The 21,134-nt window shown below is 59.1% G+C and carries 22 protein-coding genes; 10 read left to right on the top strand and 12 right to left on the bottom strand.

Annotation, left to right across the window (positions count from 1 at the left end; all coding sequences use genetic code 11):
* Positions 1-55: 55 nt before the first annotated feature.
* Complete coding sequence (gene glyA, locus ABRP93_RS03005; RefSeq protein WP_349886841.1) at positions 56-1,339, top strand: serine hydroxymethyltransferase; 1,284 nt, start codon at positions 56-58, stop codon at positions 1,337-1,339.
* Here the strand turns inward: glyA and ABRP93_RS03000 are convergent.
* Positions 1,336-1,740: a DUF5997 family protein gene (locus ABRP93_RS03000; protein ID WP_005282109.1), complete on the bottom strand. Its 405-nt coding sequence runs from the start codon at positions 1,738-1,740 to the stop codon at positions 1,336-1,338. The genes glyA and ABRP93_RS03000 overlap by 4 nt on opposite strands.
* 35 nt (positions 1,741-1,775) lie before the next feature.
* On the opposite strand from ABRP93_RS03000, the gene ABRP93_RS02995 reads away from it, so the two are divergent.
* The 4 genes from ABRP93_RS02995 (at position 1,776) to ABRP93_RS02980 (ending at position 5,426) form a co-directional block, all read left to right on the top strand.
* A complete protein-coding gene (locus ABRP93_RS02995) occupies positions 1,776-2,450 on the top strand; it encodes a LysR family transcriptional regulator substrate-binding protein (RefSeq protein WP_349886839.1) in 675 nt (224 codons plus the stop codon).
* Positions 2,451-2,596: 146 nt separating this feature from the next.
* Positions 2,597-3,166: an LGFP repeat-containing protein gene (locus ABRP93_RS02990; RefSeq protein ID WP_349886838.1), complete on the top strand. Its 570-nt coding sequence runs from the start codon at positions 2,597-2,599 to the stop codon at positions 3,164-3,166.
* Between the two features lie 236 nt (positions 3,167-3,402).
* Positions 3,403-4,767, top strand: a complete 1,365-nt coding sequence (phoH2, locus tag ABRP93_RS02985; protein WP_349862595.1) for an RNA 5'-3' helicase PhoH2 — start codon at positions 3,403-3,405, stop codon at positions 4,765-4,767.
* A gap of 80 nt (positions 4,768-4,847) precedes the next feature.
* Positions 4,848-5,426 carry a GNAT family N-acetyltransferase gene (locus ABRP93_RS02980; RefSeq protein ID WP_023026173.1) on the top strand — a complete coding sequence of 193 codons (579 nt, stop codon included), beginning with the start codon at positions 4,848-4,850 and terminating at the stop codon, positions 5,424-5,426.
* Between the two features lie 129 nt (positions 5,427-5,555).
* Here the strand turns inward: ABRP93_RS02980 and ABRP93_RS02975 are convergent, their stop codons facing one another.
* The 5 genes from ABRP93_RS02975 to glpX form a co-directional block, all read right to left on the bottom strand.
* Positions 5,556-5,849, bottom strand: coding sequence for a DUF2316 family protein (locus ABRP93_RS02975; RefSeq protein WP_349852552.1), 294 nt, complete (start codon positions 5,847-5,849; stop codon positions 5,556-5,558).
* Positions 5,849-7,417, bottom strand: a complete 1,569-nt coding sequence (locus tag ABRP93_RS02970; RefSeq protein ID WP_349886837.1) for an MDR family MFS transporter — start codon at positions 7,415-7,417, stop codon at positions 5,849-5,851. Before ABRP93_RS02970 ends, ABRP93_RS02975 begins: the two co-directional genes overlap by 1 nt.
* The gene (locus ABRP93_RS02965) at positions 7,411-8,034 is read right to left on the bottom strand and encodes a TetR/AcrR family transcriptional regulator (RefSeq protein ID WP_349886835.1); all 624 of its coding nucleotides are present in this window, start codon (positions 8,032-8,034) and stop codon (positions 7,411-7,413) included. The genes ABRP93_RS02970 and ABRP93_RS02965 overlap by 7 nt, the downstream gene beginning before the upstream one ends.
* 218 nt (positions 8,035-8,252) lie before the next feature.
* Complete coding sequence (locus ABRP93_RS02960) at positions 8,253-9,653, bottom strand: class II fumarate hydratase (protein ID WP_005282123.1); 1,401 nt, start codon at positions 9,651-9,653, stop codon at positions 8,253-8,255.
* Positions 9,654-9,761: 108 nt separating this feature from the next.
* The gene (gene glpX, locus ABRP93_RS02955; protein WP_284769941.1) at positions 9,762-10,775 is read right to left on the bottom strand and encodes a class II fructose-bisphosphatase; all 1,014 of its coding nucleotides are present in this window, start codon (positions 10,773-10,775) and stop codon (positions 9,762-9,764) included.
* A gap of 217 nt (positions 10,776-10,992) precedes the next feature.
* On the opposite strand from glpX, the gene ABRP93_RS02950 reads away from it, so the two are divergent.
* A complete protein-coding gene (locus ABRP93_RS02950) occupies positions 10,993-11,562 on the top strand; it encodes a DUF4245 domain-containing protein (RefSeq protein ID WP_349867761.1) in 570 nt (189 codons plus the stop codon).
* Here ABRP93_RS02950 and ABRP93_RS02945 read toward each other — a convergent pair.
* Genes ABRP93_RS02945 through xseA form a run of 3 tightly spaced genes read right to left on the bottom strand, consistent with a single transcriptional unit; the run spans position 11,546 to position 13,470 of the window.
* Positions 11,546-11,926 carry a hypothetical protein gene (locus ABRP93_RS02945; protein ID WP_349862603.1) on the bottom strand — a complete coding sequence of 127 codons (381 nt, stop codon included), beginning with the start codon at positions 11,924-11,926 and terminating at the stop codon, positions 11,546-11,548. The two genes, ABRP93_RS02950 and ABRP93_RS02945, sit on opposite strands and share 17 nt — an antisense overlap.
* Positions 11,926-12,204: an exodeoxyribonuclease VII small subunit gene (locus ABRP93_RS02940; protein ID WP_349862605.1), complete on the bottom strand. Its 279-nt coding sequence runs from the start codon at positions 12,202-12,204 to the stop codon at positions 11,926-11,928. Before ABRP93_RS02940 ends, ABRP93_RS02945 begins: the two co-directional genes overlap by 1 nt.
* Positions 12,205-12,228: 24 nt before the next feature.
* Positions 12,229-13,470 carry an exodeoxyribonuclease VII large subunit gene (gene xseA, locus ABRP93_RS02935; RefSeq protein ID WP_349886833.1) on the bottom strand — a complete coding sequence of 414 codons (1,242 nt, stop codon included), beginning with the start codon at positions 13,468-13,470 and terminating at the stop codon, positions 12,229-12,231.
* Positions 13,471-13,623: 153 nt separating this feature from the next.
* Here xseA and ABRP93_RS02930 point away from each other — a divergent pair, with 153 nt between their 5' ends.
* A complete protein-coding gene (locus ABRP93_RS02930; protein ID WP_239267941.1) occupies positions 13,624-14,574 on the top strand; it encodes a 4-hydroxy-3-methylbut-2-enyl diphosphate reductase in 951 nt (316 codons plus the stop codon).
* 74 nt (positions 14,575-14,648) lie between these two features.
* Here ABRP93_RS02930 and ABRP93_RS02925 read toward each other — a convergent pair whose 3' ends face one another.
* The 3 genes from ABRP93_RS02925 to ABRP93_RS02915 form a co-directional block, all read right to left on the bottom strand.
* Entirely contained in the window at positions 14,649-15,458 is an 810-nt protein-coding gene (locus ABRP93_RS02925) for a DUF6542 domain-containing protein (RefSeq protein WP_349862609.1), read from the bottom strand.
* 65 nt (positions 15,459-15,523) lie between these two features.
* Positions 15,524-16,594 carry a DNA recombination protein RmuC gene (locus ABRP93_RS02920; RefSeq protein ID WP_239267938.1) on the bottom strand — a complete coding sequence of 357 codons (1,071 nt, stop codon included), beginning with the start codon at positions 16,592-16,594 and terminating at the stop codon, positions 15,524-15,526.
* A 36-nt stretch (positions 16,595-16,630) separates the two neighbouring features.
* Positions 16,631-18,118, bottom strand: a complete 1,488-nt coding sequence (locus ABRP93_RS02915) for an AI-2E family transporter (RefSeq protein WP_239267992.1) — start codon at positions 18,116-18,118, stop codon at positions 16,631-16,633.
* Between the two features lie 29 nt (positions 18,119-18,147).
* Between ABRP93_RS02915 and ychF the strand changes: the two genes are divergently transcribed.
* From ychF to ABRP93_RS02900, 3 genes are all read left to right on the top strand, one after another.
* Positions 18,148-19,233, top strand: coding sequence for a redox-regulated ATPase YchF (gene ychF / locus ABRP93_RS02910; protein WP_239267936.1), 1,086 nt, complete (start codon positions 18,148-18,150; stop codon positions 19,231-19,233).
* A 98-nt stretch (positions 19,234-19,331) separates the two neighbouring features.
* Positions 19,332-19,865, top strand: a complete 534-nt coding sequence (locus ABRP93_RS02905; RefSeq protein ID WP_239267934.1) for a type 1 glutamine amidotransferase domain-containing protein — start codon at positions 19,332-19,334, stop codon at positions 19,863-19,865.
* 310 nt (positions 19,866-20,175) lie between these two features.
* On the top strand, positions 20,176-21,090 hold the full coding sequence (locus tag ABRP93_RS02900; protein ID WP_502879646.1) for a cation diffusion facilitator family transporter: 915 nt from the start codon (positions 20,176-20,178) through the stop codon (positions 21,088-21,090).
* Positions 21,091-21,134 lie beyond the last annotated feature (44 nt).

The raw sequence follows: 21,134 nt of genomic DNA, 5'->3' as shown, positions 1-21,134 counted from the left end.
GTTATGATATGTAATAGTTCATACTGCTTCCTACCGAGAAGAGGACTAGTCTTATATGGCTTCTTTTAATACTGACCTGCGCGATCTTGACCCAGATGTTTTCGGTGCTATCCAGGGAGAAATTTCCCGCCAGCGCGAAACCCTGGAAATGATCGCGTCTGAAAACTTCGTGCCGCGCGCCGTCCTGCAGGCACAGGGTTCTGTCCTGACCAATAAGTACGCCGAGGGCTACCCGGGGCGTCGTTACTACGGCGGCTGTGAGCACGTCGATGTTGTTGAAGATCTCGCCCGCGACCGCGCGAAGGCGCTCTTCAACGCGGAATTTGCTAACGTGCAGCCACACTCCGGCGCGCAGGCTAATGCCGCAGTCCTGTCCAGCATCGCGGAGCCGGGCGATAAGATCCTCGGCCTGTCCCTGGCACATGGTGGACACCTGACCCACGGCATGAAGTTGAACTTTTCCGGCAAGCTTTACGATGTCGCGGCTTATGGCGTGGACCCAGAGACCATGCGCGTGGACATGGATAAGCTGCGCGAGCAGGCGCTAAAAGAGAAGCCAAAGGTCATCATCGGCGGTTGGTCCGCTTACCCGCGCACCCTGGATTTCGCGGCCTTCCGCGAGATTGCCGATGAGGTGGGCGCTTACCTGTGGGTTGATATGGCGCACTTTGCGGGTCTGGTTGCCGCAGGCTTGCACCCGAACCCAGTAGAGCACGCCGATATCGTCTCCACCACCGTGCACAAGACCTTGGGCGGTCCGCGCTCTGGCATGATCTTGGCCAAGCAGGAATACGCAAAGAAGCTGAACTCCAATGTCTTCCCGGGTCAGCAGGGTGGACCGCTGATGCACGCGGTGGCGGCAAAGGCTATTTCCATGAAGATTGCGGCCAGCGAGGAATTCAAGGAGCGTCAGGAGCGCACCCTTGAGGGCGCCCGCATTCTAGCCGATCGCCTCTTGGCGGAAGATACGCAGGCAGCTGGCGTGGACGTTGTGTCCGGCGGCACCGACGTCCACCTCGTCTTGGTCGATCTGCGCAATTCGCAGCTCGATGGTCAGCAGGCAGAAGACCTCTTGCACCAGGTAGGAATCACCGTTAACCGCAATGCGGTCCCGAACGACCCTCGCCCGCCGATGGTCACCTCGGGCCTGCGCATCGGCACCTCCGCCCTGGCCACCCGTGGCCTCGATGCGGATGCCTTCACCGAGGTTGCAGATGTTATCGGTACCGCCTTGGCACAGGGCAAAAACGCCGATGTCGAGGCACTTCTCCGGCGCGTCGATAAGATCGCCGAGCACTACCCGCTGTATGAAGGCCTCGAGGACTGGAAGCTGGTTTAGTCCTTATCCTCTGAGGAATCCTCTGCGGCGTCCTTGTGGACGTCGTGGCCGCGAGCCTGCGCCAGCGTGGCGCGGGCTTGCTGCAGCCACTCAGGCTGCTTTTCCAATAGCTCGCTGATTTCCGCGGTGGTCAGCGGCTTATCCATGTCATTCTTCTTTAGTGCGGTGACGGAAATGCCCAGCTTGTGGGCAACTTCCTGCCGGGGGTGGGGGCCTTCACGGCGCAGCGTTTGCAGCCACTGCGGGGGATTGTGCTGCAGCTCGCGCAGTTCCTCGTGGCTTACCGCGCTATTTTGGAATTCTTCAGGCGCGGCGGGCAGATAGATATTTAGCTTCTTAGCGGCGGTCTGCGCGCGCATTGCGGTACCGGACGGTTGCTGTTGGTTATGTTGTTCACTCACGGTTTAACCGTAGCACTTTCAGTAGACTGTGCTCCATGCTGCGCTTAGCCTTTGTGACCGGTACGGAACCTGGAAAATGGTTTCAGAGATTTCAGGACAATACTGCGCATGGCGGTTTATTCACCGTCGATGCGGATGACAGCTTGGCGGAATTGCTCGCAGGTCACGTGGATCTGGCGCTAACGCGCCTGCCGGACCCTCGGGTGGATGACTCCTTTCACGTGGTGCGCCTCTATGAGGAGGCCCCCGGCATCGCGGTTCCAAAAGACTCAGTCTATGCGGGGGTGGGTGAGGCACTGGCGCTTACCGATGTCTCCGATGAGCACCTCAACTACCGCCTCACCGATGCCGGCGAGGTCGATATCGCCGCCGTGCGCGAGGCCCTGCAGGTGGTCGCGGCCAATGTGGGCATCGCCATCGCACCGCTGCCGCTTATAAAAATCCTCAGCAAGAAACAGGTGGTCCCGCTCGCGCTCAAGGATAGCGGCGTGCCGGTGACGGAAATCGCCTTGGTTTGGCGGAAGGCGGAGGATAGCGAGGCTATCCAGGATTTTGTGGGCATCGCTAAGGGCCGCACCGCTCGCTCCTCCAGGCAAGAAAAACCGAAGCGCACAGCCCGTGAAAAAGCTAAAGCCAAACAGTCCCGCAGGATTGTTAACAATCCGTTACAAAAGCAAAAGAAGCGCCCTAAGCAGCGCAAACGGCGATGATGTGAAGGAGAATCCGTGCTAGTTTCGTTGCACACAGTGGCAGGACCGTGCAGATCGCGTATACCGTTGGCTTCGCTCGCCACAATGGCGGCTTAAACCTACAACGAACTAATTTTTCAGCTGAAAATCGAAAGGTAGATCCAGAAATGCGCAAGATGACTCGTCGTATTGCAGGTGGCTTCGCGGCCGCAACCCTTTCCGTTGCTCTCGTTGCATGCTCGGACGCAGAGGACGCCGCCGATGACGCTAAGGATAGCGCTGGCTCCGTAGCCGCAGACGCCTCGGATGCTGCCGGCTCTGCCGCATCCGAGGCCACCGACGCCGCTGGTTCCGCCGCTGCAGAGGGCGATACTAAGACCATTACAACTGCGGGCGGCGAGGAAGAAGTTCCCGCTGACCTTGCAGCCGCCATCGAGGAAAAGCAGGCCGAGTGGGGTGACGTGCAGAGCGTAGAGTCCTCCGATAAGGGCACCCTGGCTACCTTCGAGGGTGGCAAGCACTTGGTCTACTCTGAGGAGACTGGTGCACAGCCAGTCATCGGCAAGATTGCTGAAACCTGGGTAAACGAGGGTGGCCTCGACTCTTCCGTTGGCCTGCCTACCAAGCCAGAGGCTGACGCAACCGAGGCGAACGGCTGGACCCAAGAGTTTAGCAACGGCACCATCTCTTGGACTGAGGGTGAAGACGGCACCTTCGCGGCTGATATCAACGCCTAAAAGTTAAAAGTCGGCGCCCTGCCCACGCGGCGCGTCGATTACCTCTCGCCACGATCCCTGCGGGTTTCCCGCAGGGATTTGTCGTTTTCTTAAAGTTCATCTTCCACCCATGTGATTTCAACCTTGGGTGCTTAGGTTGGGTGGCAGCCCCTAAGAGATCGCAGCACTAGCGGCTCTAGAGGGCAGACAAGGAAGAACAGCTTTCTACCGTTTCACAAAGGAAGATTCCTGCCATCATGACTCGCCCCTCTGTACTTTCTACTCCACTAGGCACCACCGATAATGACGTCGCTACCAAGACCTATGTGCTTGATACCTCGGTCTTATTATCTGACCCGTGGGCGCTGCGAAAATTCGCCGAACACGAGGTCGTCCTTCCCGTTGTGGTTATCTCTGAATTGGAAGGAAAACGTCATCACCCGGAGCTTGGCTGGTTCGCCCGCCAAGCTCTTCGCTTTTTGGAAGAGCTGCGCGCTACCTACGAGGCGCTCGACCAACCCGTTCCGGTAAATGTGGCCGGCGGTACTTTGCGGGTAGAGCTCAACCACCAAGATCAGTCGCTCTTGCCGGCCGCATTCCGCGGGCCGGAAGGGGATCACCGCATCTTGGCCTGCGCCTTGAACCTGGCGCACGAAGGCAAGGACACGGTCCTTGTTACCAAGGACGTGCCGCTACGCGTTAAGGCCGGCGCCGTGGGCGTGCAGGCCGATGAATATCACGCCCAGGACGTCATTTTGACCGGGTACTCCGGCATGGCCACCGCCTATACCACCACGGATGTCATCGATGCTCTCTACAGCGATGGGGAAGTGCTGCTAGACGGGGCTGTCACGGACGATGACACCCCGGTTGAAGAGTTGCCGGTGCACTGCGGTATCACCTTGGTTGCCGGCGCGCAATCTGCCCTGGGGCGCATCATGCCGGACGGGGCGGTGCGTTTGGTGCGCGGCGACCGAAACGCCTTCGGCGTGCAGGGGCGTTCGGCGGAACAGCGCATCGCCCTGGACCTGCTCCTGGATCCGGAGGTTGGCATCGTGTCCATCGGCGGTAGGGCTGGTACCGGTAAATCAGCGCTGGCATTGTGCGCCGGCTTGGAGGCCGTCTTAGAGCGCGGGGAACACCGCCGCATTGTGGTATTTCGGCCGATGTACGCCGTAGGCGGGCAATCGCTGGGGTACTTGCCGGGCTCTGAATCAGAGAAGATGAACCCGTGGGCCCAAGCGGTCTATGACACCTTGGAAGGGTTGGTCTCTGACAACGTCCTGGAAGAGATCCACGAACGCGGGCTTATAGAGGTCTTGCCGCTGACCCATATCCGTGGCCGCTCCTTGCACGATGCCTTCGTCATCGTGGACGAGGCGCAGTCGCTGGAGCGCAATGTTTTGCTCACCGTGCTCTCGCGCTTGGGAGAAGGCTCGCGAGTCGTGCTTACCCACGACGTCGCACAGCGCGATAATCTGCGGGTGGGCCGCCACGATGGGGTGCAGGCGGTCATCGAAAAGCTCAAGGGCCACGAGCTCTTCTCGCACATTACCCTTAAGCGTTCGGAGCGCTCCGCCATTGCGGAACTCGTAACTGATCTATTAGAAGGCAACGACTAAGCGAGGGCTGGATGAATGCGTTTCGCAGACAGCGAATTTAATGAAATCTTTATAGCAAGAATCAGCCAAGACCAGTAATAATGGTGCCTATGAGCGAGAACGCCAAGCAGACGTCCGCGGACGATAAGAAAAAGGATTTCCGTATTCGGCCTTTCACGTCGGCCGATTACCCGCAGATGCGGGACATCTACGAGCAGGGCCTACAAACCGGCCATGCCACCTATGAAACCCGATCCTTGACCTACGAGGAGTTTACGAGCTCCAAGATCATGGCCTCGGTGCACGTAGCCGTTGAGGCAGACGACGATTCTAAGGTATTGGGGTGGGTTTCGGCCGCCCCGATTTCCTCGCGTACCGTCTTCCACGGGGTGGTAGAGGATTCCATTTACTTGGGATCTGATGCCCAAGGCCGTGGCATTGCAGGGGCCTTGCTCGATTGCCTCATTGAAGTGTGCAAGGACCTGCACAAGTGGGCCATCCACTCCTGGATCTTCCCAGAAAATGAAGGTTCTGCGGGCCTGCACAAGTCTCGCGGGTTTGAAAAGGTCGGCACCTACTCACACATGGCCAAGATGACCTATGGCGAGTTGGCCGGTCAGTGGCGCGATACCGATGTCTACGAGCTCCTGCTTCCCAAGCCGGAGGAAAAGCACCTCTAAAGGCGCTGTGCCATTTAACCACGAAGGCCGTAGCGATGCCGGGGAGAATTAATCATCCCGGTCGCTACGGCCTTTCGTTGTTTTCTACCACGCAGTGTGCGTAGGTAAAGCTTGGTGAGATACGCGGCCTTAGACTGCGGGTACCTCCCAGCGCCCAAACCACATCTGTGCCTGTGGGCGCATGGAATCGCGCAAGTGGCTAAAGGGTGGCACGTCAATGCCTTCGCGCTCGGCTAAGGCCACGAGGTAATCGCGGGTGCGCCATACCTCGATGGGGCTTGCCTCGAAATCGAGCACCTCCGCGAGGCCGCCGGGTGGGTAGCCGAGCGCGGACTCGATGGGGGCATCGGCAAGCGGCAGGCTATCGCGCAGAGCATGCAGCTCCCTACTTGTGGCGGCGGTTTCTGCAGGATTGAGCGACATTAATTGATCGTTTCCTTCAGGCGCTCTTCGCGCAGGGGAAGCAGGACCAAGAGGGCGACGATGACGAGCGGGACCATCAGTGCGATGACCGGGGTGAGGCCGTCATTATAGGAATTTAATACTGCCTGCTCGAGCGGCTCTGGCAGGGAAGACACCAAATCCGGGGTCAGGCTATTGGCATTGCCGTCGCTATTGCCAAACTTCTCGGCATAGGCTGCGCCCTCAGGTCCCAGCTGTTGGATGGCCTGCGGCAGGCGGTTGGCCATCTCATCCTGCATGTTATTGATGAACATGGAACCGACCAGGGAAGCGCCCAGGGCAGAGCCGATCTGGCGGAAAAAGTTATTCGCCGCGGTAGCGGTGCCCACCTGGGAGAGCGGGAAGGAGTTCTGGACGATGAGGACCAGCACCTGCATGACCATGCCCAGGCCGATGCCGAAAGCGAGGAACTCGAATCCGAGCTGCGTGAGCGAGGTATCTACCGACAGGCGGGACATCCAGAAGAGTGCACCGGCGGTAATGGCGAGGCCGATGAGGGGGTAGATCTTGTAGCGGCCGGTGCGGGCGATGATGAAGCCGACACCGGTGGAGGTGCCGATAAGGCCAACCATCATCGGAATCATCATCAGGCCAGCTTTGGTGGGTGATAGGGTGTGGACCATTTGCAGGTAGGTGGGCATATAGCCCAGCACACCGAACATGGCCAGACCCAAAATGACGCCGGATAGGGTGGTCAGGGCCATGTTGCGGTTCTTGAAGAGGCGAACCGGGATAAGCGGTTCGGCAGCGCGCAATTCCACGATGGTGGTAATGATGGCGCCGACGAGGGTGATGGCGCCGAGGGTGAGGATCATGGAGGAATCCCAGTCGTACTCGGTGCCGCCCCAGGTGGTCATGAGGATTAGGGAAGCGGTGGTAATGGCGATGAAGGTGGCGCCGAGCCAGTCAAAGCGCTTCATATCAGCCTGGCCCACGCGCAGGTTGAGCACCAAGATGCAGACCACCATGGCCAGCAGGCCGAGCGGGATATTCATCCACATGCCCCATCGCCAGCCGGGGCCATCAGTAAACCAGCCACCCAAGACGGGGCCGAGGACGGAGGACAGGCCGAAGACGCCGCCCATGATGCCCATGAACTTGCCGCGCTCGCGGGAGGAGGTGACCTCGGCGATGATGGACTGCGAGGAAATCATCATGAACCCAGCGCCGAAGCCTTGCACAGCGCGGGCGATGATGAGGACCGTCATGGAATCGGCGAAACCGCCGACGGCGGAGCCTACGACGAAGACGGCGATGCCGCCAATATAGAGCCATTTGCGGCCCAGCATGTCACCCAGCTTGCCAGAAATCGGCATGGCGATGGTCATGGTGACAAGGAATGCGGAGATGACCCAGCTCATGTGGTCAACGCCGCCAAGCTCACCAACAATAGTTGGCAAAGCGGAAGAGAAAATCATCTGGCCCAGCGAGCTCATCAACATGGTGAGCACCAGCGCAGAGAAAATGAGCCCCAGGTTATCCGCCCGCGACTGGCCCTGCGCAGGAGCCTTTTCGGCTGTATCTACCATCGGATTCCTTTCATAAAATCATTAATCAAAGTCAGTGAATCATTCAGACGCGACCTCAGGGCGTCGCTGCAATCGCTATCGGGGGCGGCGATGGAAAGCCAGAGGGCCTCGCGGACTGCACCGGCGATGACCATGGCCTCCGTTGCCGCGGAGTGCCCCTCGAGGATGCGCAGTTCCGGTTCTTGGGTTAGGCGCTCCTCAATGAGCCCAATAAGCTCGATGGATTTCGCCCGCTTGCGGCTAATGGAGGCGGCCGCCGCCTCTGGGTCATTAGCAATGCGCTTGCGTCTCTCCCGAATCGTGGGATTAACGTGATGACCCTCCATGTGCTGTTCCACCAGGTTAAGGACTAATTCCATGATGCTGCTGGTGGACTCATGGAGGAAATACTCCCGCATTTCGGCGGTGAAGTCAGCGCTTGGCGCCCCAAGCACGGCGGATTCCTTCGAATCGAAATAATTAAAAAACGTGCGCCGAGAAATACCGGCTAGTTCGCAGATCTCTTCAATAGTGACCTCGCCAAAGGAATGCTTATCCACCAATTCGGTGGCGGCATCCTCAATGCGTAGCCGCGTTTCTAGGCGTTTCTGCTCGCGTAGTGATAGTTCTTCTTGCACAGGATGCAACTTTACACTCGGTGCAAACTTGCACCAAGTGCAAAATAGGTGATTTTGTAGATGTATACACCGAATTTATGTTGTAGGTCACGTCGTGTGCTTGCCGATGCCCCTTTCTTTACCCGCGCTTACCCTGCCTGGGAAGCGAGTCGAGGAATGCGAAAACCCCGCTCAGAAGCGATTTCCGAGCGGGGTTGCAGCGCTTAAGGCGGCTTAGATTAGATATTGTCGCGCTCGCGGTTGGTCATGCTCAATACATCCAAGCGCTTGTCCAGCTCTTCCTCGGTGAGGTTCTCGCCGTCAACAAAGCCCAAGTCGATTACGGCCTGGCGGACGGTGATCTTCTCATTGAGTGCGTGCTTTGCGGCCTTTGCAGCGTTCTCGTAGCCGATGGCGGAGTTTAGCGGGGTCACGATGGAGGTGGAGGACTCCGCGAAGTGCTTCATGCGCTCCTCGTTCGCCTCGATGTGGTCGACGCACTTCTCAGCAAACACGCGGGCGGAGTTGGCCAGCAGGCGAGCGGATTCGAGCACGTTGCGCGCCATCATTGGGATGAAGACGTTGAGCTCGAACTGGCCCTGTGCGCCACCGAAGGCAACGGCTGCGTCATTGCCCACAACCTGGCCGGCCACCATGGTGACTGCCTCAGGGATAACCGGGTTGACCTTGCCCGGCATGATGGAGGAACCAGGCTGCAGGTCCTTCAGGTGAATTTCTGCCAAGCCGGTCAGCGGGCCGGAGCCCAGCATCCGAAGGTCATTGGCAATCTTGTTGAAGGACACGGCCACCGAGCGCATGGCGCCGGAGAACTCTACGAGGCCATCGCGGTTAGCCTGTGCCTCGAAGTGGTTTTCTGCTTCCTTGAGGTTCTCAACGCCGGTGAGCTTCTTGAGCTCCTCGGTCACCTTGCCGCCGAACTCGGCGGAGGTATTCAGACCGGTACCGGTGGCGGTACCGCCGATGGCGAGCTCTCCCAAGCGCGGGAGGGTAGCCTCGATGCGCTCGATGCCGAGCTCCACCTGGCGGGCGTAGCCGCTGAACTCCTGGCCCAGGGTGATGGGGGTGGCGTCCATGAGGTGGGTGCGGCCGGCCTTGACGACGTCCGCGAATTCCTTCGCCTTCTTGGTCAAGGACTCGTGCAGGACCTTCAGGCCCGGAATGAGGTCATTGACGGCAGCTTCCGTAGCCGCCACGTGGGTAGCGGTGGGGAAGGTGTCATTGGAGGACTGGCCCATGTTGACGTCATCGTTCGGGTGGACCTCGACGCCCTGCTTATGTGCCAAGGAAGCGATGACCTCGTTGGTGTTCATATTGGACGAGGTACCGGAGCCGGTCTGGAAGACGTCAATGGGGAAGGCATCGTTGTGCTTGCCTTCTGCGATTTCCTTCGCGGCGGCGATAATCGCATCAGCCTTTTCTGCATCCAGGCTGCCGGAATCCTTGTTGACCTGTGCGCATGCAGCCTTGAGCAGGCCGAGCGCGCGGATCTGCGCATCTTCCAAGCCGCGGCCGGAGATGGGGAAGTTGTCTACCGCGCGCTGGGTTTGTGCGCGCCACAGGGCATCGGCGGGAACTTTAACCTCGCCCATAGTGTCATGTTCGGTACGGTATTCGGTCATGAAAATCACCTCGGTTAATTGATTGTGTGCGTCTACCCCCAGTATGGCGAAAAGCTAAAAGTGAGAGGGCGAAAAGCCCGAGCCTGCCCCGCCATTTGGGGGTGAGGTTTAGTTCTTGGTGGGGTCCGAGTAGTCCACGACGGAGTATTCCTGCAGCTTAGCCAGCTTGTGGAAGGAATCGACGTAGCGAATGGTGCCGGATTTGGAACGCATGACCAGCGAACGGGTGGAGGCGCCGTTATTGCGGTAAGAGACACCGCGCAGCATGTCACCGTTGGTCACGCCGGTGGCGGCGAAGTAGCAGTTCTTGGAGGAGACCAAGTCATTGGTGCCCAAGACCTTATCCAAGTCGTGGCCTGCGGCGCGGGCCTTTTCCGCTTCCTCTTCATCCTTTGGCCACAGCTTGCCCTGGATTTCGCCGCCCATACACCGCATGGCGCAGGCGGTGATGATGCCCTCAGGGGTACCGCCAATGCCCATCATCATGTCGATGGAGTTGGAATCCTGGCAGGTAGCGATGGCGCCTGCCACATCGCCGTCCATGATAAGGCGCACCTTGGCGCCTGCCTCGCGGATCTCCTGGATGAGCTTATCGTGGCGCGGGCGGTCCAATACCACCACGGTGATATCGGCGGTGCGCAGGCCCTTTGCCTTGGCAACAGATTCGATATTCCACTGCACGGACTGGTTGATGTCGATGGAACCGACGGCCTCGGGGCCCACGGCGATCTTTTCCATGTAGAAGACCGCGGACGGGTCATACATGGTGCCGCGCTCAGCGGCGGCGATTACGGAAATGGCATTGGGGCGGCCCTCAGCCATCAACCGCGTGCCGTCCACGGGGTCCACGGCGATGTCCATCGCCGCGCCCTCACCGGTGCCGACCTCCTCGCCGTTGAAGAGCATCGGGGCCTCATCCTTTTCGCCCTCGCCGATGACGACGACACCCTTCATCGCCACGGAGTTAATCAGCTTGCGCATGGCATCGACTGCCGCGCCATCGCCCTCATTCTTCATGCCACGACCAACCCAGCGGCCAGAGGCTAAGGCGGCGGCTTCGGTCACGCGCACCAGCTCCATGGCCAGGTTACGGTCGGGCAAATAAGAAGTATTTTCGGACATGTGTAGTGGTTGCCTTCCATGTTTTCTCACCGTGGGGGTAATTCCCACGCGCTTAGTGTTCTACTTTTCCTATTCTGGCACTTTTTGGCACCAATAGGTCCGATTTGGGGCCCCTTTTGTGGGGATTTTCCTTGTCAGGGGCAGCATTATCGGCGCGAATGTGCGCACGCGGGAGGCATGTGGCACTTTCACGGCGGCTCATGCGATACTAAGGCGCGTGGCAGCAGAACAAAGACCGAAGATTTTCGAAGGCGCTCGCGACATCATTTTGTCCCTTTCCGTAGTGGTGGTCATGATGTTGCTCGTGGTGGGCGCAACCGGGCTCTGCTCGGTGAATCCGGAAACGGCGCAAGGCCCGGTTCAAGAGGTAGACGAGGAGACCTTCCTGGATACGCAGGCCCGCGCCGGTGTTGGCGCCATCCGAGATCCCCAGATGCCCGAAGGCTGGCAGGCCAATGCGGCCCGCCGTTCGCAGCTAGGCGGCGAGACAGCCACCGTCGTCAGCTGGCTCACCGCAGATGGAAATTACGTGGAATCCACCCAAACCCAGGTTTCTGCAGAAGACGCGGGCGAAAAATACGACGCGAACTACCGCGGGCTGAACTCTACTCGCGAGGTAGCCGGCCACCAGGTGCGCGTGCTGGCAAGCGATGACGATTCGGTGCGCCGCTTGTGGATTGTTGACCTGGGCGATGCCCGCCTCATCATCTCCGGCGCGGCCCCCGATGAAGAATTCGCCGCCGCCACCGAGGCCTTTATCAAGACCAAGCCTATAAGCGGAAAGTAACCTCGCTGAGCCCCTCGGAGTCCGCTTCCACCGTGATTCCTTCAGTATTACCGGTGGCTTCTTCTAAGCCAGCGGCATCCAGGCCGCTCAGCCGCGTCTTTTCTAGGTAGACATCCACGCGCTCGCGCTGAGAACGCTGCGGGTAGATGGAGACTTGGACCACCTGGGCATCGGCAAGCAGCAGCACGATGGACTGGGAAAAGTAACTCAGTTCCTCCTCGGTGCCCGAAACCTGGGTGCTGGTATGCGCCGGCCCGAAGAACTCCTCTACCAGCGCGCGGGAATCGCCGCCCATGATGGAGCCTGCCGATGCCGATTTGGATACGAAATCAATCCGCTTTCCCGGGTAACCATAAATCTGCACTACTCTTCACCCTCCTCGGCCTGCTGCTCGTTGTTTTCCGCCCTTTCGAGGGCATCTTCCACGCGCTTCGAGGCTCCATCCAGGTGGGATTCGCACGTGCGAGCAAGCGCCTCGCCGCGCTCCCAGTACTTCAGGGACTCGTCCAGGCCCATCTGGCCGAGCTCTAAAATCTTGACGGTCTCAATGAGCTCATCGCGCGCCTGCTCGTAGCTCAATTCCTCTACGGGAGTAAAAGCATCCTGGCCCGGCTGGCCGGAACCAATGGTTTCATCTGACATCAGCAATTCTCCTACTATTTCTGGCTAATCGGCGGCCTGGGAGGCCATGGACACGGCGGTGATGGAACCATCGCCCACGCGAATGCGCAATTGCGCGCCGGGCGGTGATTGCTCATAAGAGCTAACGACCTCCGGATTGCTGCCATCTTTGGGCAAGACCTGGACAATAGAATACCCACGGGCAAGCGTCGCCGAAGGACCTAAAGCAGAAACCCGCGCGCGAAGGGACTCCACGTGCCGGGTCTCGCGGTCTAAGAGCACCCGCAGTTCGCGGCGCATGCTCGTGCGCATGCGCTCGACCTCTTCGCGCCGATCGCGGATGGGCGTCATCGGATCTGCCAGCACTGGGCGCGAGCGGATATTATCCAATCCACGGCGCTCGCGTTCTACCCAGCCGCGCAAGGCCGCCGCCATGCGGGATTGCGCCTCAGCGATGACCGCGCGTTCCTCTGCCACCGACGGGACCACGCGCTTGGCGGCGTCCGTCGGGGTAGCCGCGCGCAGATCTGCCACGTTATCGAGCACCGGACTATCCGGCTCGTGGCCAATCGCGGAGACCACCGGGGTGCTGGCGGCCACGACGGCGCGTTGCAGGGCTTCTTCAGAAAAGGGAAGGAGATCTTCGACGGAACCGCCTCCGCGGGCGATGATGATGACATCGATCTCCGCATCGGCGTCGAGCTCCTGCAAGGCGGAAATCACCTCGGGGACGGTATTCGCCCCCTGAACCGCGGTATTAATGACCCGGAATTGCACGGCCGGCCACCTGTCGCGGGCGACCGCCATGACATCGCGCTCGGCGGCAGAACCGCGGCCGGTAATCAGGCCGATTTTCTGCGGGAGGTAGGGAAGCGGGCGCTTGCGCGCGGGATCAAAGAGGCCTTCTGCGGCAAGCTGCGCGCGCAGCTTTTCAATGCGCGCCAATAAATCGCCGATGCCCACGTGCCGGATCTCCGTGGTCCACAGGGAAAAGGATCCGCGGCCAGCATAAAAGGCGGGTTTGCCGTGTACGATGACGCGGTCGCCATCTTTTAGCGGCGTGGGCAAGTTGTGCAGCATTGAGGAAGAGCAGGTCAATTGCACCGACTTTTCCTGCTGCACATCGCGCAGGGTGAGGTAGGACAGCTTCCAGGTGGGCTTGTAATTGATCTGCGTTAATTGGCCTTCCACCCACAGGTATCCAAGGCGCTCGATCCATCCCTTCACCTGGTCATTGACCTGGCCCACGGGCCACGGGGTCTCTGGAGTATTTGCCGGTTGATTCACGCAGCCACCCTTTCCATCTACAGCGCCATACGGTGCCCTTTAGTGTAGGTGCTCAAGGCACGTGGCGCCCCGCTTGGGTGGCCTAGATGGGCGCTTTCCCTGCTGGATAGCCCTTACTATTGTTTTGCTTTACCTTTCGATACTCTGGGAGGCATGACTGATGGTAAAAATGTTCTCCTCGCGGCACCGCGCGGTTACTGCGCTGGAGTGGACCGCGCCGTCGAGACCGTAGAAAAGGCGCTAGAAAAATACGGCGCACCCATTTATGTGCGCAAGCAAATCGTCCACAACCGTTATGTCGTTGAATCTTTGGCCAAGCGCGGAGTCATCTTCGTTGAAGAGGCCGCCGAGGCCCCGGAGGGTGCTCACCTCGTCTTTTCCGCCCACGGGATCTCCCCGGCGGTGCGCAATCAGGCGCAGGAGCGCAAGCAATTGACCTTGGACGCTACCTGCCCCTTGGTGACTAAGGTGCACAAGGAAGCCCAGCGTTTCGAGCGCGATGGTTACCACATCCTCCTCGTGGGCCACGAAGGCCACGAGGAGGTAGAAGGCACCGCGGGCGAGGCCCCCGATGTTACGCATCTGGTCGATGGCGTCGACGGCGTGGACAAGCTGCCAGACTACCTGCAGGATGAGAAACTCATCTGGCTTTCGCAGACCACGCTCTCGGTGGATGAGACCGTTGTCATCGTCAATAAGCTGCGTGAGCGTTTTCCGCACCTAGAAAACCCGCCGTCAGATGATATCTGCTACGCCACTCAAAACCGGCAAGAGTCCGTCAAAGCCATTGCACCGAAGTGCGACCTTATGATCGTGGTGGGGTCTAAGAACTCGTCCAACTCCGTGCGCCTCGTAGAAGTCGCGCTCGAGGCGGGTTCACGCGACTCCCACTTGGTGGATTTTGCCGACGAGATCGATGAATCGTGGCTAGACGGCGTAGAGACCGTTGGCGTGACCTGTGGCGCCTCCGTGCCAGAACTTCTTGTGCGCGAGGTGCTCGAATACTTGGATGAGCGCGGCTTTAATGACGTGGAGCAAGTAACCACCTCCACCGAATCCATTACTTTCGCGCTGCCGCGCGATCTGCGTCCTGCCCGCACCTAGCGCTGCAACGCCTAAAACGACAACAACCGTGAGCCTGGTGGCCTCTTAAAGAGTGCCGGGGCTCACGGTTTAGTTTATTCGTAGAGGTTATCGTCCCAACGCTGCTTCTTGGCAGTGTCTTTTGTCGAGGAAGCGGGATCTGGTTCGGGGGTCGGTGGTATCACGTCCCCTGCGCGCCGGTGCGGATCCGGTTGCAAGCGATTTTCGCGTTCCGCCTGTTGCTCGCGGCGGCGCTCTTCTCGGTCGCGACCGCGGATGCGGTCCTGCGGCTTCCGCGGAGGTTGCACCTGTGCGTGCGACCTGCGGCGGGAGGCGCGTGGGGAGGGGGCCTGCGGGTTTTCGGATCTATTGCGCGCCATGAGTTCCGCCACGGAAAGCCGTTCAGCGCGGTTCTGGCGATCCCGCTTCATGTCCGCGCGCCGCGCGACCTTTTGCTGATTCACAGCACGTTGGGCGGCCTTGCGGAAGCGCATCCAGCGCAAGACGCCGATTGCGGTCGCGCCGAGAACCGCGATAAGCAACCACAGGAAGTTCTGGACCAGCGGATACACGGAGGTCAGCAGGGACGTTTTAGAAAAACTGGTGCCTTCCGGAGCATTGGACTTGGTGATGAAGATTCCCGCCGTCACCACGGTTACCGCGTACAAAATGGGGATGGACGCGATGGACAGGAATAATCCCCGCTCCTCAACGATGAGCGCTATGAGCAGGGAGCTGATGATGAGAAAGGCAAAGTACATCCAGCCTATGGAGCCGGCAAGAATGGAAATCAATGCGCCGGTGAGCAAAAGTGCCGCCAATAGCCCAAGGCCCTTCAGCAGCGAGATGCTCGGCATGCTCAGGCTTTGCGCGGCGGTAGGCTTTCGTTGTTTGGCTAGTGACACGTCGCAAAATCCTACCGTCTGGCGCGGGCCAATGGCTATATCCACGCAGTAAAACTGCCTAGATTTTAAGAAGAATTTGTCCCGCGCGGCCACGTATCAATGGGGGAGGGCTCGCGCGGCGCTCTGTTCGTGCGGCCGGGAATCTCCATTTCGTGCAGCTTGCGGGCGGTCACGCCCACGCGCGAATCAAGCGAGGAGAGCGTGGAATTATAGGCTTCTACTGCCTTTTCGAGTCCTTGGCCCACCTTGCCATAGTGCTCCGAAAGGGTATTGAGCCGCGAATAGAGCTCACGTCCCAAGCGTTGGACTTCTTTTGCCTTGGCGGAAATATCTTCCTGGTGCCACCCCATAGCTACCGTGCGCAAGAGCGCGAAGAGTGAGCTCGGGGTCGCGATGACGACGTTGCGTTCAAAACCGAATTCGATGAGCTCAGGATCGACCGATAACGCAGCATCGAGGAAAGGATCCGCGGGTACGAAGAGCACCACGAATTCCGGGGTGGGTTGGAAGGCCTCAATATAGTCTTTGTGGGATAGCGCCTGGATGTGACTGCGCAGCTGATGCGCGTGGCGGCGCAGGTAGCCGGTGTGTTCTTCTGGATCGTCGGTTTCTAGCGCATCGAGGTATGAAGAGAACGGAACCTTGGCATCGACGATGATATGCCTGCCACCGGCCAAGTTGATGAGCATATCTGGGCGCACGATGCGGCCGTTTAAGGGGGCAGAGACTTGGGAATCGAAGTCCACGTGCCGTCTCATGCCGCCGAGTTCGACGACGCGCTCTAGCTGGATCTCGCCCCATCGCCCGCGCACATTGGGCGAGCGGAGGGCCGTAACGAGCTGATCCGTGCGCTCCGTGAGTTGGGACGAAGTGCGGGTCACCGCCTGCACTTGGCTGGACAGGGAGGCTAAGTGGGCGGTGCGGTCTTCTTCCAGTTCTTGTAGCTGGAATCCGAGCCTATCCATGGCCTTTTCTAGCGGTTGCAGCTCGGCCTGGCGGCGTTGGGATTCTTGCAGCGCCCGGTGCTCCTCGCTCGGCGCGGAGCGGGAAGCGGAATGAGAGTGGGCCAGCCATCCCAGAACGGCACCCAGTAGGAGACCGATAAACAGCAGCAGCATGGGCAAAGTGGATGTCATGGAATCCACTATGACACGTGCTGCCGACACGGCACACTATTTATTCGAATCTCCGTTCAAAAGATTTTCGAAGGCATCCCGCGCGCGGCGCAGGTTGGAGCGCATGCTTGGCTCGTCATAGTCCTCCGGGGTGGAATCGACATCGACGGAGTCATCGAGCGTGGTGGAGTCGCCATCGGAAGCCGCATCGGCGCCGGCGATATCGGGGCTGGCGTGTTCTGGAACATTGCGCCATTGCTCGCGCTTGTATTGCGCTTGCTCTTCGGTATAGCGGCCGATGAGATAGCCCGCGACGGTGGAGTAGTTGAGCTCGGAGGAGTGTTTTTCCCCGGACTGCAGCTTCATCATGTCCTGCACGTAGCGATAGGCAACCGCGATCATGGCGGCGGTCGGCACGGCCAGGAATCCACCGATGAGTCCAAAGAGCGCGGAGCCGACGATGACGGAGACCAAAACGATAACTGGGTGCAGGTTCATGGCCTTTGCCTGCAGCCACGGCGAGAGTACATTGCCTTCAAGCTGCTGGACCAAAATAACGAGGCCCAAGACCAACAGTGCTTGGGTAAAGCCCAAAGATACCAAGGCGATAACCACTGCGAGCGCGCCAGAGACAATGGCGCCGACGAACGGGATGAAGCCGGCGATGAAGGTAATGATCGCCAGGGCCATCGCCAAGGGCACGCCGATAAGCACGAGGCCGAGGCCGATAAAGATGGCATCGATAAGCGAGACCACTGCCTGCGCCCGAATGAATCCGCCCAGGGTATTCCAGGCGCGCGTGAGCAATTCTGTGAGGTGCCAGCCGGCGCGCCGGCCGGTGGCATCGCGCAGCCACGGCAGGAATTTGGTGCCGTCTTTCAGGAAGAAGAAGGTGAGCACCAAGACGATGAACACCGTGACGAAAAATGAGGTGGCATTGCCGATGCCCGTAAATACGGACCCGGCGATAACGCCCGCACGCTCCTGCAACCAGCCTGCGGCCTCGTCGATATAGGTGCTCATATCGTCGCTATCGAGGTTCAAGGGTGGGCCCTGGGCCCACACCTGGAGCTGCTGGATGCCGGAGACCGTTTGCAGGTAGAGCGACTGGGATTGCCGCATGAAATCCGGCGCCACCGAGGCGATGAGCCCACCGACGGCGGCCGAGGAGATAAGGATCGTCACAATCGCCGCCAGGCCTGCAGGCAGTCCTTTTGTTCGCATCCAACGCGCCATGGGGTGAAGCACGGTACAGATAATAAGGGCCAAGAGCACCGGCAGGATGCCCTGCCAGAAGCTACCCAAGACGTGATAGATCGCAAAAAGGAAAACGCCGATGATTAGCAGGCGCACGGCCCACAGGGAGGTCGACTTCACCATTTCGCCCGCGATGACGGAGCGATCGACCTGATTGCCCGGGGGATGCGGCGATACATCGTCCAATTGGCTGGTGTCGAAGTCACCGTCCATTTTATCGCCCGGGCTTGCCTGCGGCTTTTCGGGTGTTGGTTGCTTATCAGAACTCACCCCACCATCTTGCCTTATAACGCGGTAGGTGCGTTAGGATTAGCCCCGTGAGTCTTACACTAGGAATCGTCGGCTTGCCCAATGTGGGCAAGTCCACTTTGTTTAATGCCCTGACCCGTTCCGAAATCTTGGCGGCCAACTACCCATTCGCCACCATCGAGCCCAACGTCGGCTTGGTGGAGCTGCCGGATCCCCGTTTGGACACCCTCGCTAAGATGTTCAACTCCGAGCGCATCTTGCCGGCGACCGTGTCCTTCGTGGATATTGCCGGCATCGTCGCAGGTGCCTCGCAGGGCGAGGGTATGGGTAACGCCTTCCTAGCTAATATCCGCGAGGCCGACGCTATCTGCCAGGTGGTCCGCGCCTTTTCTGATGACAATGTCATCCACGTCGATGGCCGGGTAGATCCCGGCAACGACATTTCCGTTATTAATACAGAGCTGATTCTGGCGGATCTGCAGACCATCGAGAAGGCCCTGCCGCGCCTAGAAAAAGATGCCCGGAAGAATAAGGACCTGGCACCTGTGGTGGAGGCAACCAAGAAGGCGCAGGAAATCCTGGAGGATGACCGCACCCTCTTCGCCGCCGCCAAGTCCGGCGAGATTGATCTTTCCCTCGTGCGCGAGCTGCACCTGATGACGGCTAAGCCCTTCCTCTACGTCTTTAACTCGGATGAGGCTGTGCTTACCGATGCCGCCAAGAAGGACGAACTGCGCCAGCTCGTCGCCCCAGCAGATTGCGTCTTCCTCGATGCACAAACCGAGTCCGAGCTCTTGGAGCTGGATGAGGACGAGGCAAGCGAGTTGCTCGAGGCAGTAGGCCAAGAAGAGCCCGGCTTGGCTACCTTGGCCAAGGCCGGATTCTCCACCTTGGGACTGCAGACCTACCTCACCGCTGGTGAAAAGGAAGCCCGCGCGTGGACCATTAAACAAGGCGCTGCCGCCCCTCAAGCCGCCGGTGTTATTCATACCGACTTTGAAAAGAAGTTCATCAAGGCGGAAATCGTCTCCTTTGACGATCTCGTTGCCGCCGGCTCCATGGCCGAGGCGCGCGCCAACGGCAAGGTCCGCCAAGAAGGCAAAGACTACATCATGCACGATGGCGACGTGTGTGACTTCAAGATCGGTGGCTAAATCCTAGCTTGTTGCAGGTCGCGAAAGTAAACGTGGCGAGTGCGCGAATGTAGAGTTATCCTATTTGCGTACCCAACAACAATAAGGAGGTCATAATAATGGATGAGCTAGAAAACAAGACGATTGCAATCATTGCTACCAATGACTTTGAAGACTCCGAACTGACCTCTCCGCTAGAGGCCGTGCAGAAGGCTGGCGCTACCGTGAAGGTTCTGGCGCCTAAGGCTGGCACCATTACGGGCAAGAACGGTACCGAGATTAACGTTGATGCTACGACCAAGGACTCCGAGGGTGAGACCTTCGACGGCATCATCTTGCCTGGCGGCACCAATAACGCTGACCTCATCCGCTTGGACGAGGCAGCCGTTAGCATCGTGCGTAAGCACATGGGCGAGGACCGCCCCTTGGGCGCCATCTGCCATGGCGGTTGGATCCTAGCCGATGCAGATGCACTCAAGGGCCGTACCTTGACGTCCTTCCCGTCCCTGCAAACCGATCTCCGCAACGCAGGTGCTACCTGGGTTGACGAGGAGGTCCACTGCGACCAGGGCTTGGTCTCCTCCCGTACCCCGGACGACCTGCCTGCATTCAACGCTAAGTTGGTCGAAGAGTTCGCAGAGGGTCAGCACTAAATTAGGCTAGAGCCTTAATTACTCCCTACGAGCCAGATGGTGAGAAACCTTCTGGTTCGTAGGGAGATTTTTCGTCTATAGCGGCATCTTTAAACTCGCTAGGGCGGATCAAGGATTTGGTTGAATGTTTAAGGATTCTCGCCGTCTGCTAACCTATGAACCCAGAAGGGGAGTAGTTCCTACGGTGCCCACCCGCGCCGCGATGACTGGTCGACACACTGGCTTAATAGCCCGGCCACTCAGCATCGATGCATCGATGCGAACGAGACCTTCGGACTGATTCTGGTTGCCGAAGGGAGAGTAGTGGACCTTGTCTTCTTTAAGTACTGAGCAGCGTATTTTAGAGCGCTTTATGATGTTGTCCATCGCCGCGGCGGTGGCGACAATTGTCCTGAAATCCCTGGCGGCGTGGCTGACGGGCTCGGTTGGTTTCTTCTCTGATGCCCTCGAATCCCTCGTGAACCTCGTGGCAGCCATCGCTGGCTATTGCGCTTTGCGCATTGCCGCTAAGCCTGCCGATGATAATCACCACTTTGGCCACGGCAAGGCGGAGTATATTTCTGCGTTGGTAGAAGGGGCGATGATCTTCCTCGCAGCGGGGGCCATCATCTACACCGCAGTCCAACGCCTTTTTACTCCCCAGCCCGTTGAAGAAGGCGGTTGGGGCTTAGCGCTGTCGCTCTTGTCCTCGTTGCTCAATCTGGGCGTCGGTTTGGCCCTGATTAAGGCGGGCAAGCGCTACCGGTCTGCGACGCTAAATGCGGATGGGCACCACCTGATTACGGATGTGTGGACCTCCGCCGGCGTCCTCGCGGGCATGGCTGCGGTGTATCTCACGGGCTGGTTGTGGCTAGATGCGCTTGTGGCCTTGGCCGTTGGCATCAATATCTTGTGGACTGGATTTAAGATTTTGCGCGATTCTGTCAGCAGCCTGCTTTCTGAGGCCCTTCCGCAAGAAGAACAAGATCAAATTTGGGATCTTTTAGCTGAACTGGAAAAAGATAAGTCCGTGACTTTCACGGATCGGCGCACGGTAGCCTCTGGCAGGCAAAGAATGGTCTATCTGACCATGGAGGTGCCGGCGGACTGGAGCGTGCTCTACTCGCACGAGATTGCCGATGACGTAGAAGCCGCCCTCGACGAGCTTTTCGCCGGATGCAGCGTATTTATCCACGTGGAGCCAGCCGGCGTTGCGCATCGCCGCCCACTTCCATTCCGGCAATAAATAAAGGCCCAAGGCGTACTGCCCTGAGCCTTCATTCGCGTTTT

The organism is Corynebacterium sp. KPL2850 (assembly GCF_040225855.1).
Taxonomy (GTDB): domain Bacteria; phylum Actinomycetota; class Actinomycetes; order Mycobacteriales; family Mycobacteriaceae; genus Corynebacterium.
The sequence above is the reverse complement of the archived record's forward strand: the minus strand, read 5'-3'. Positions and strand labels throughout refer to the sequence as shown.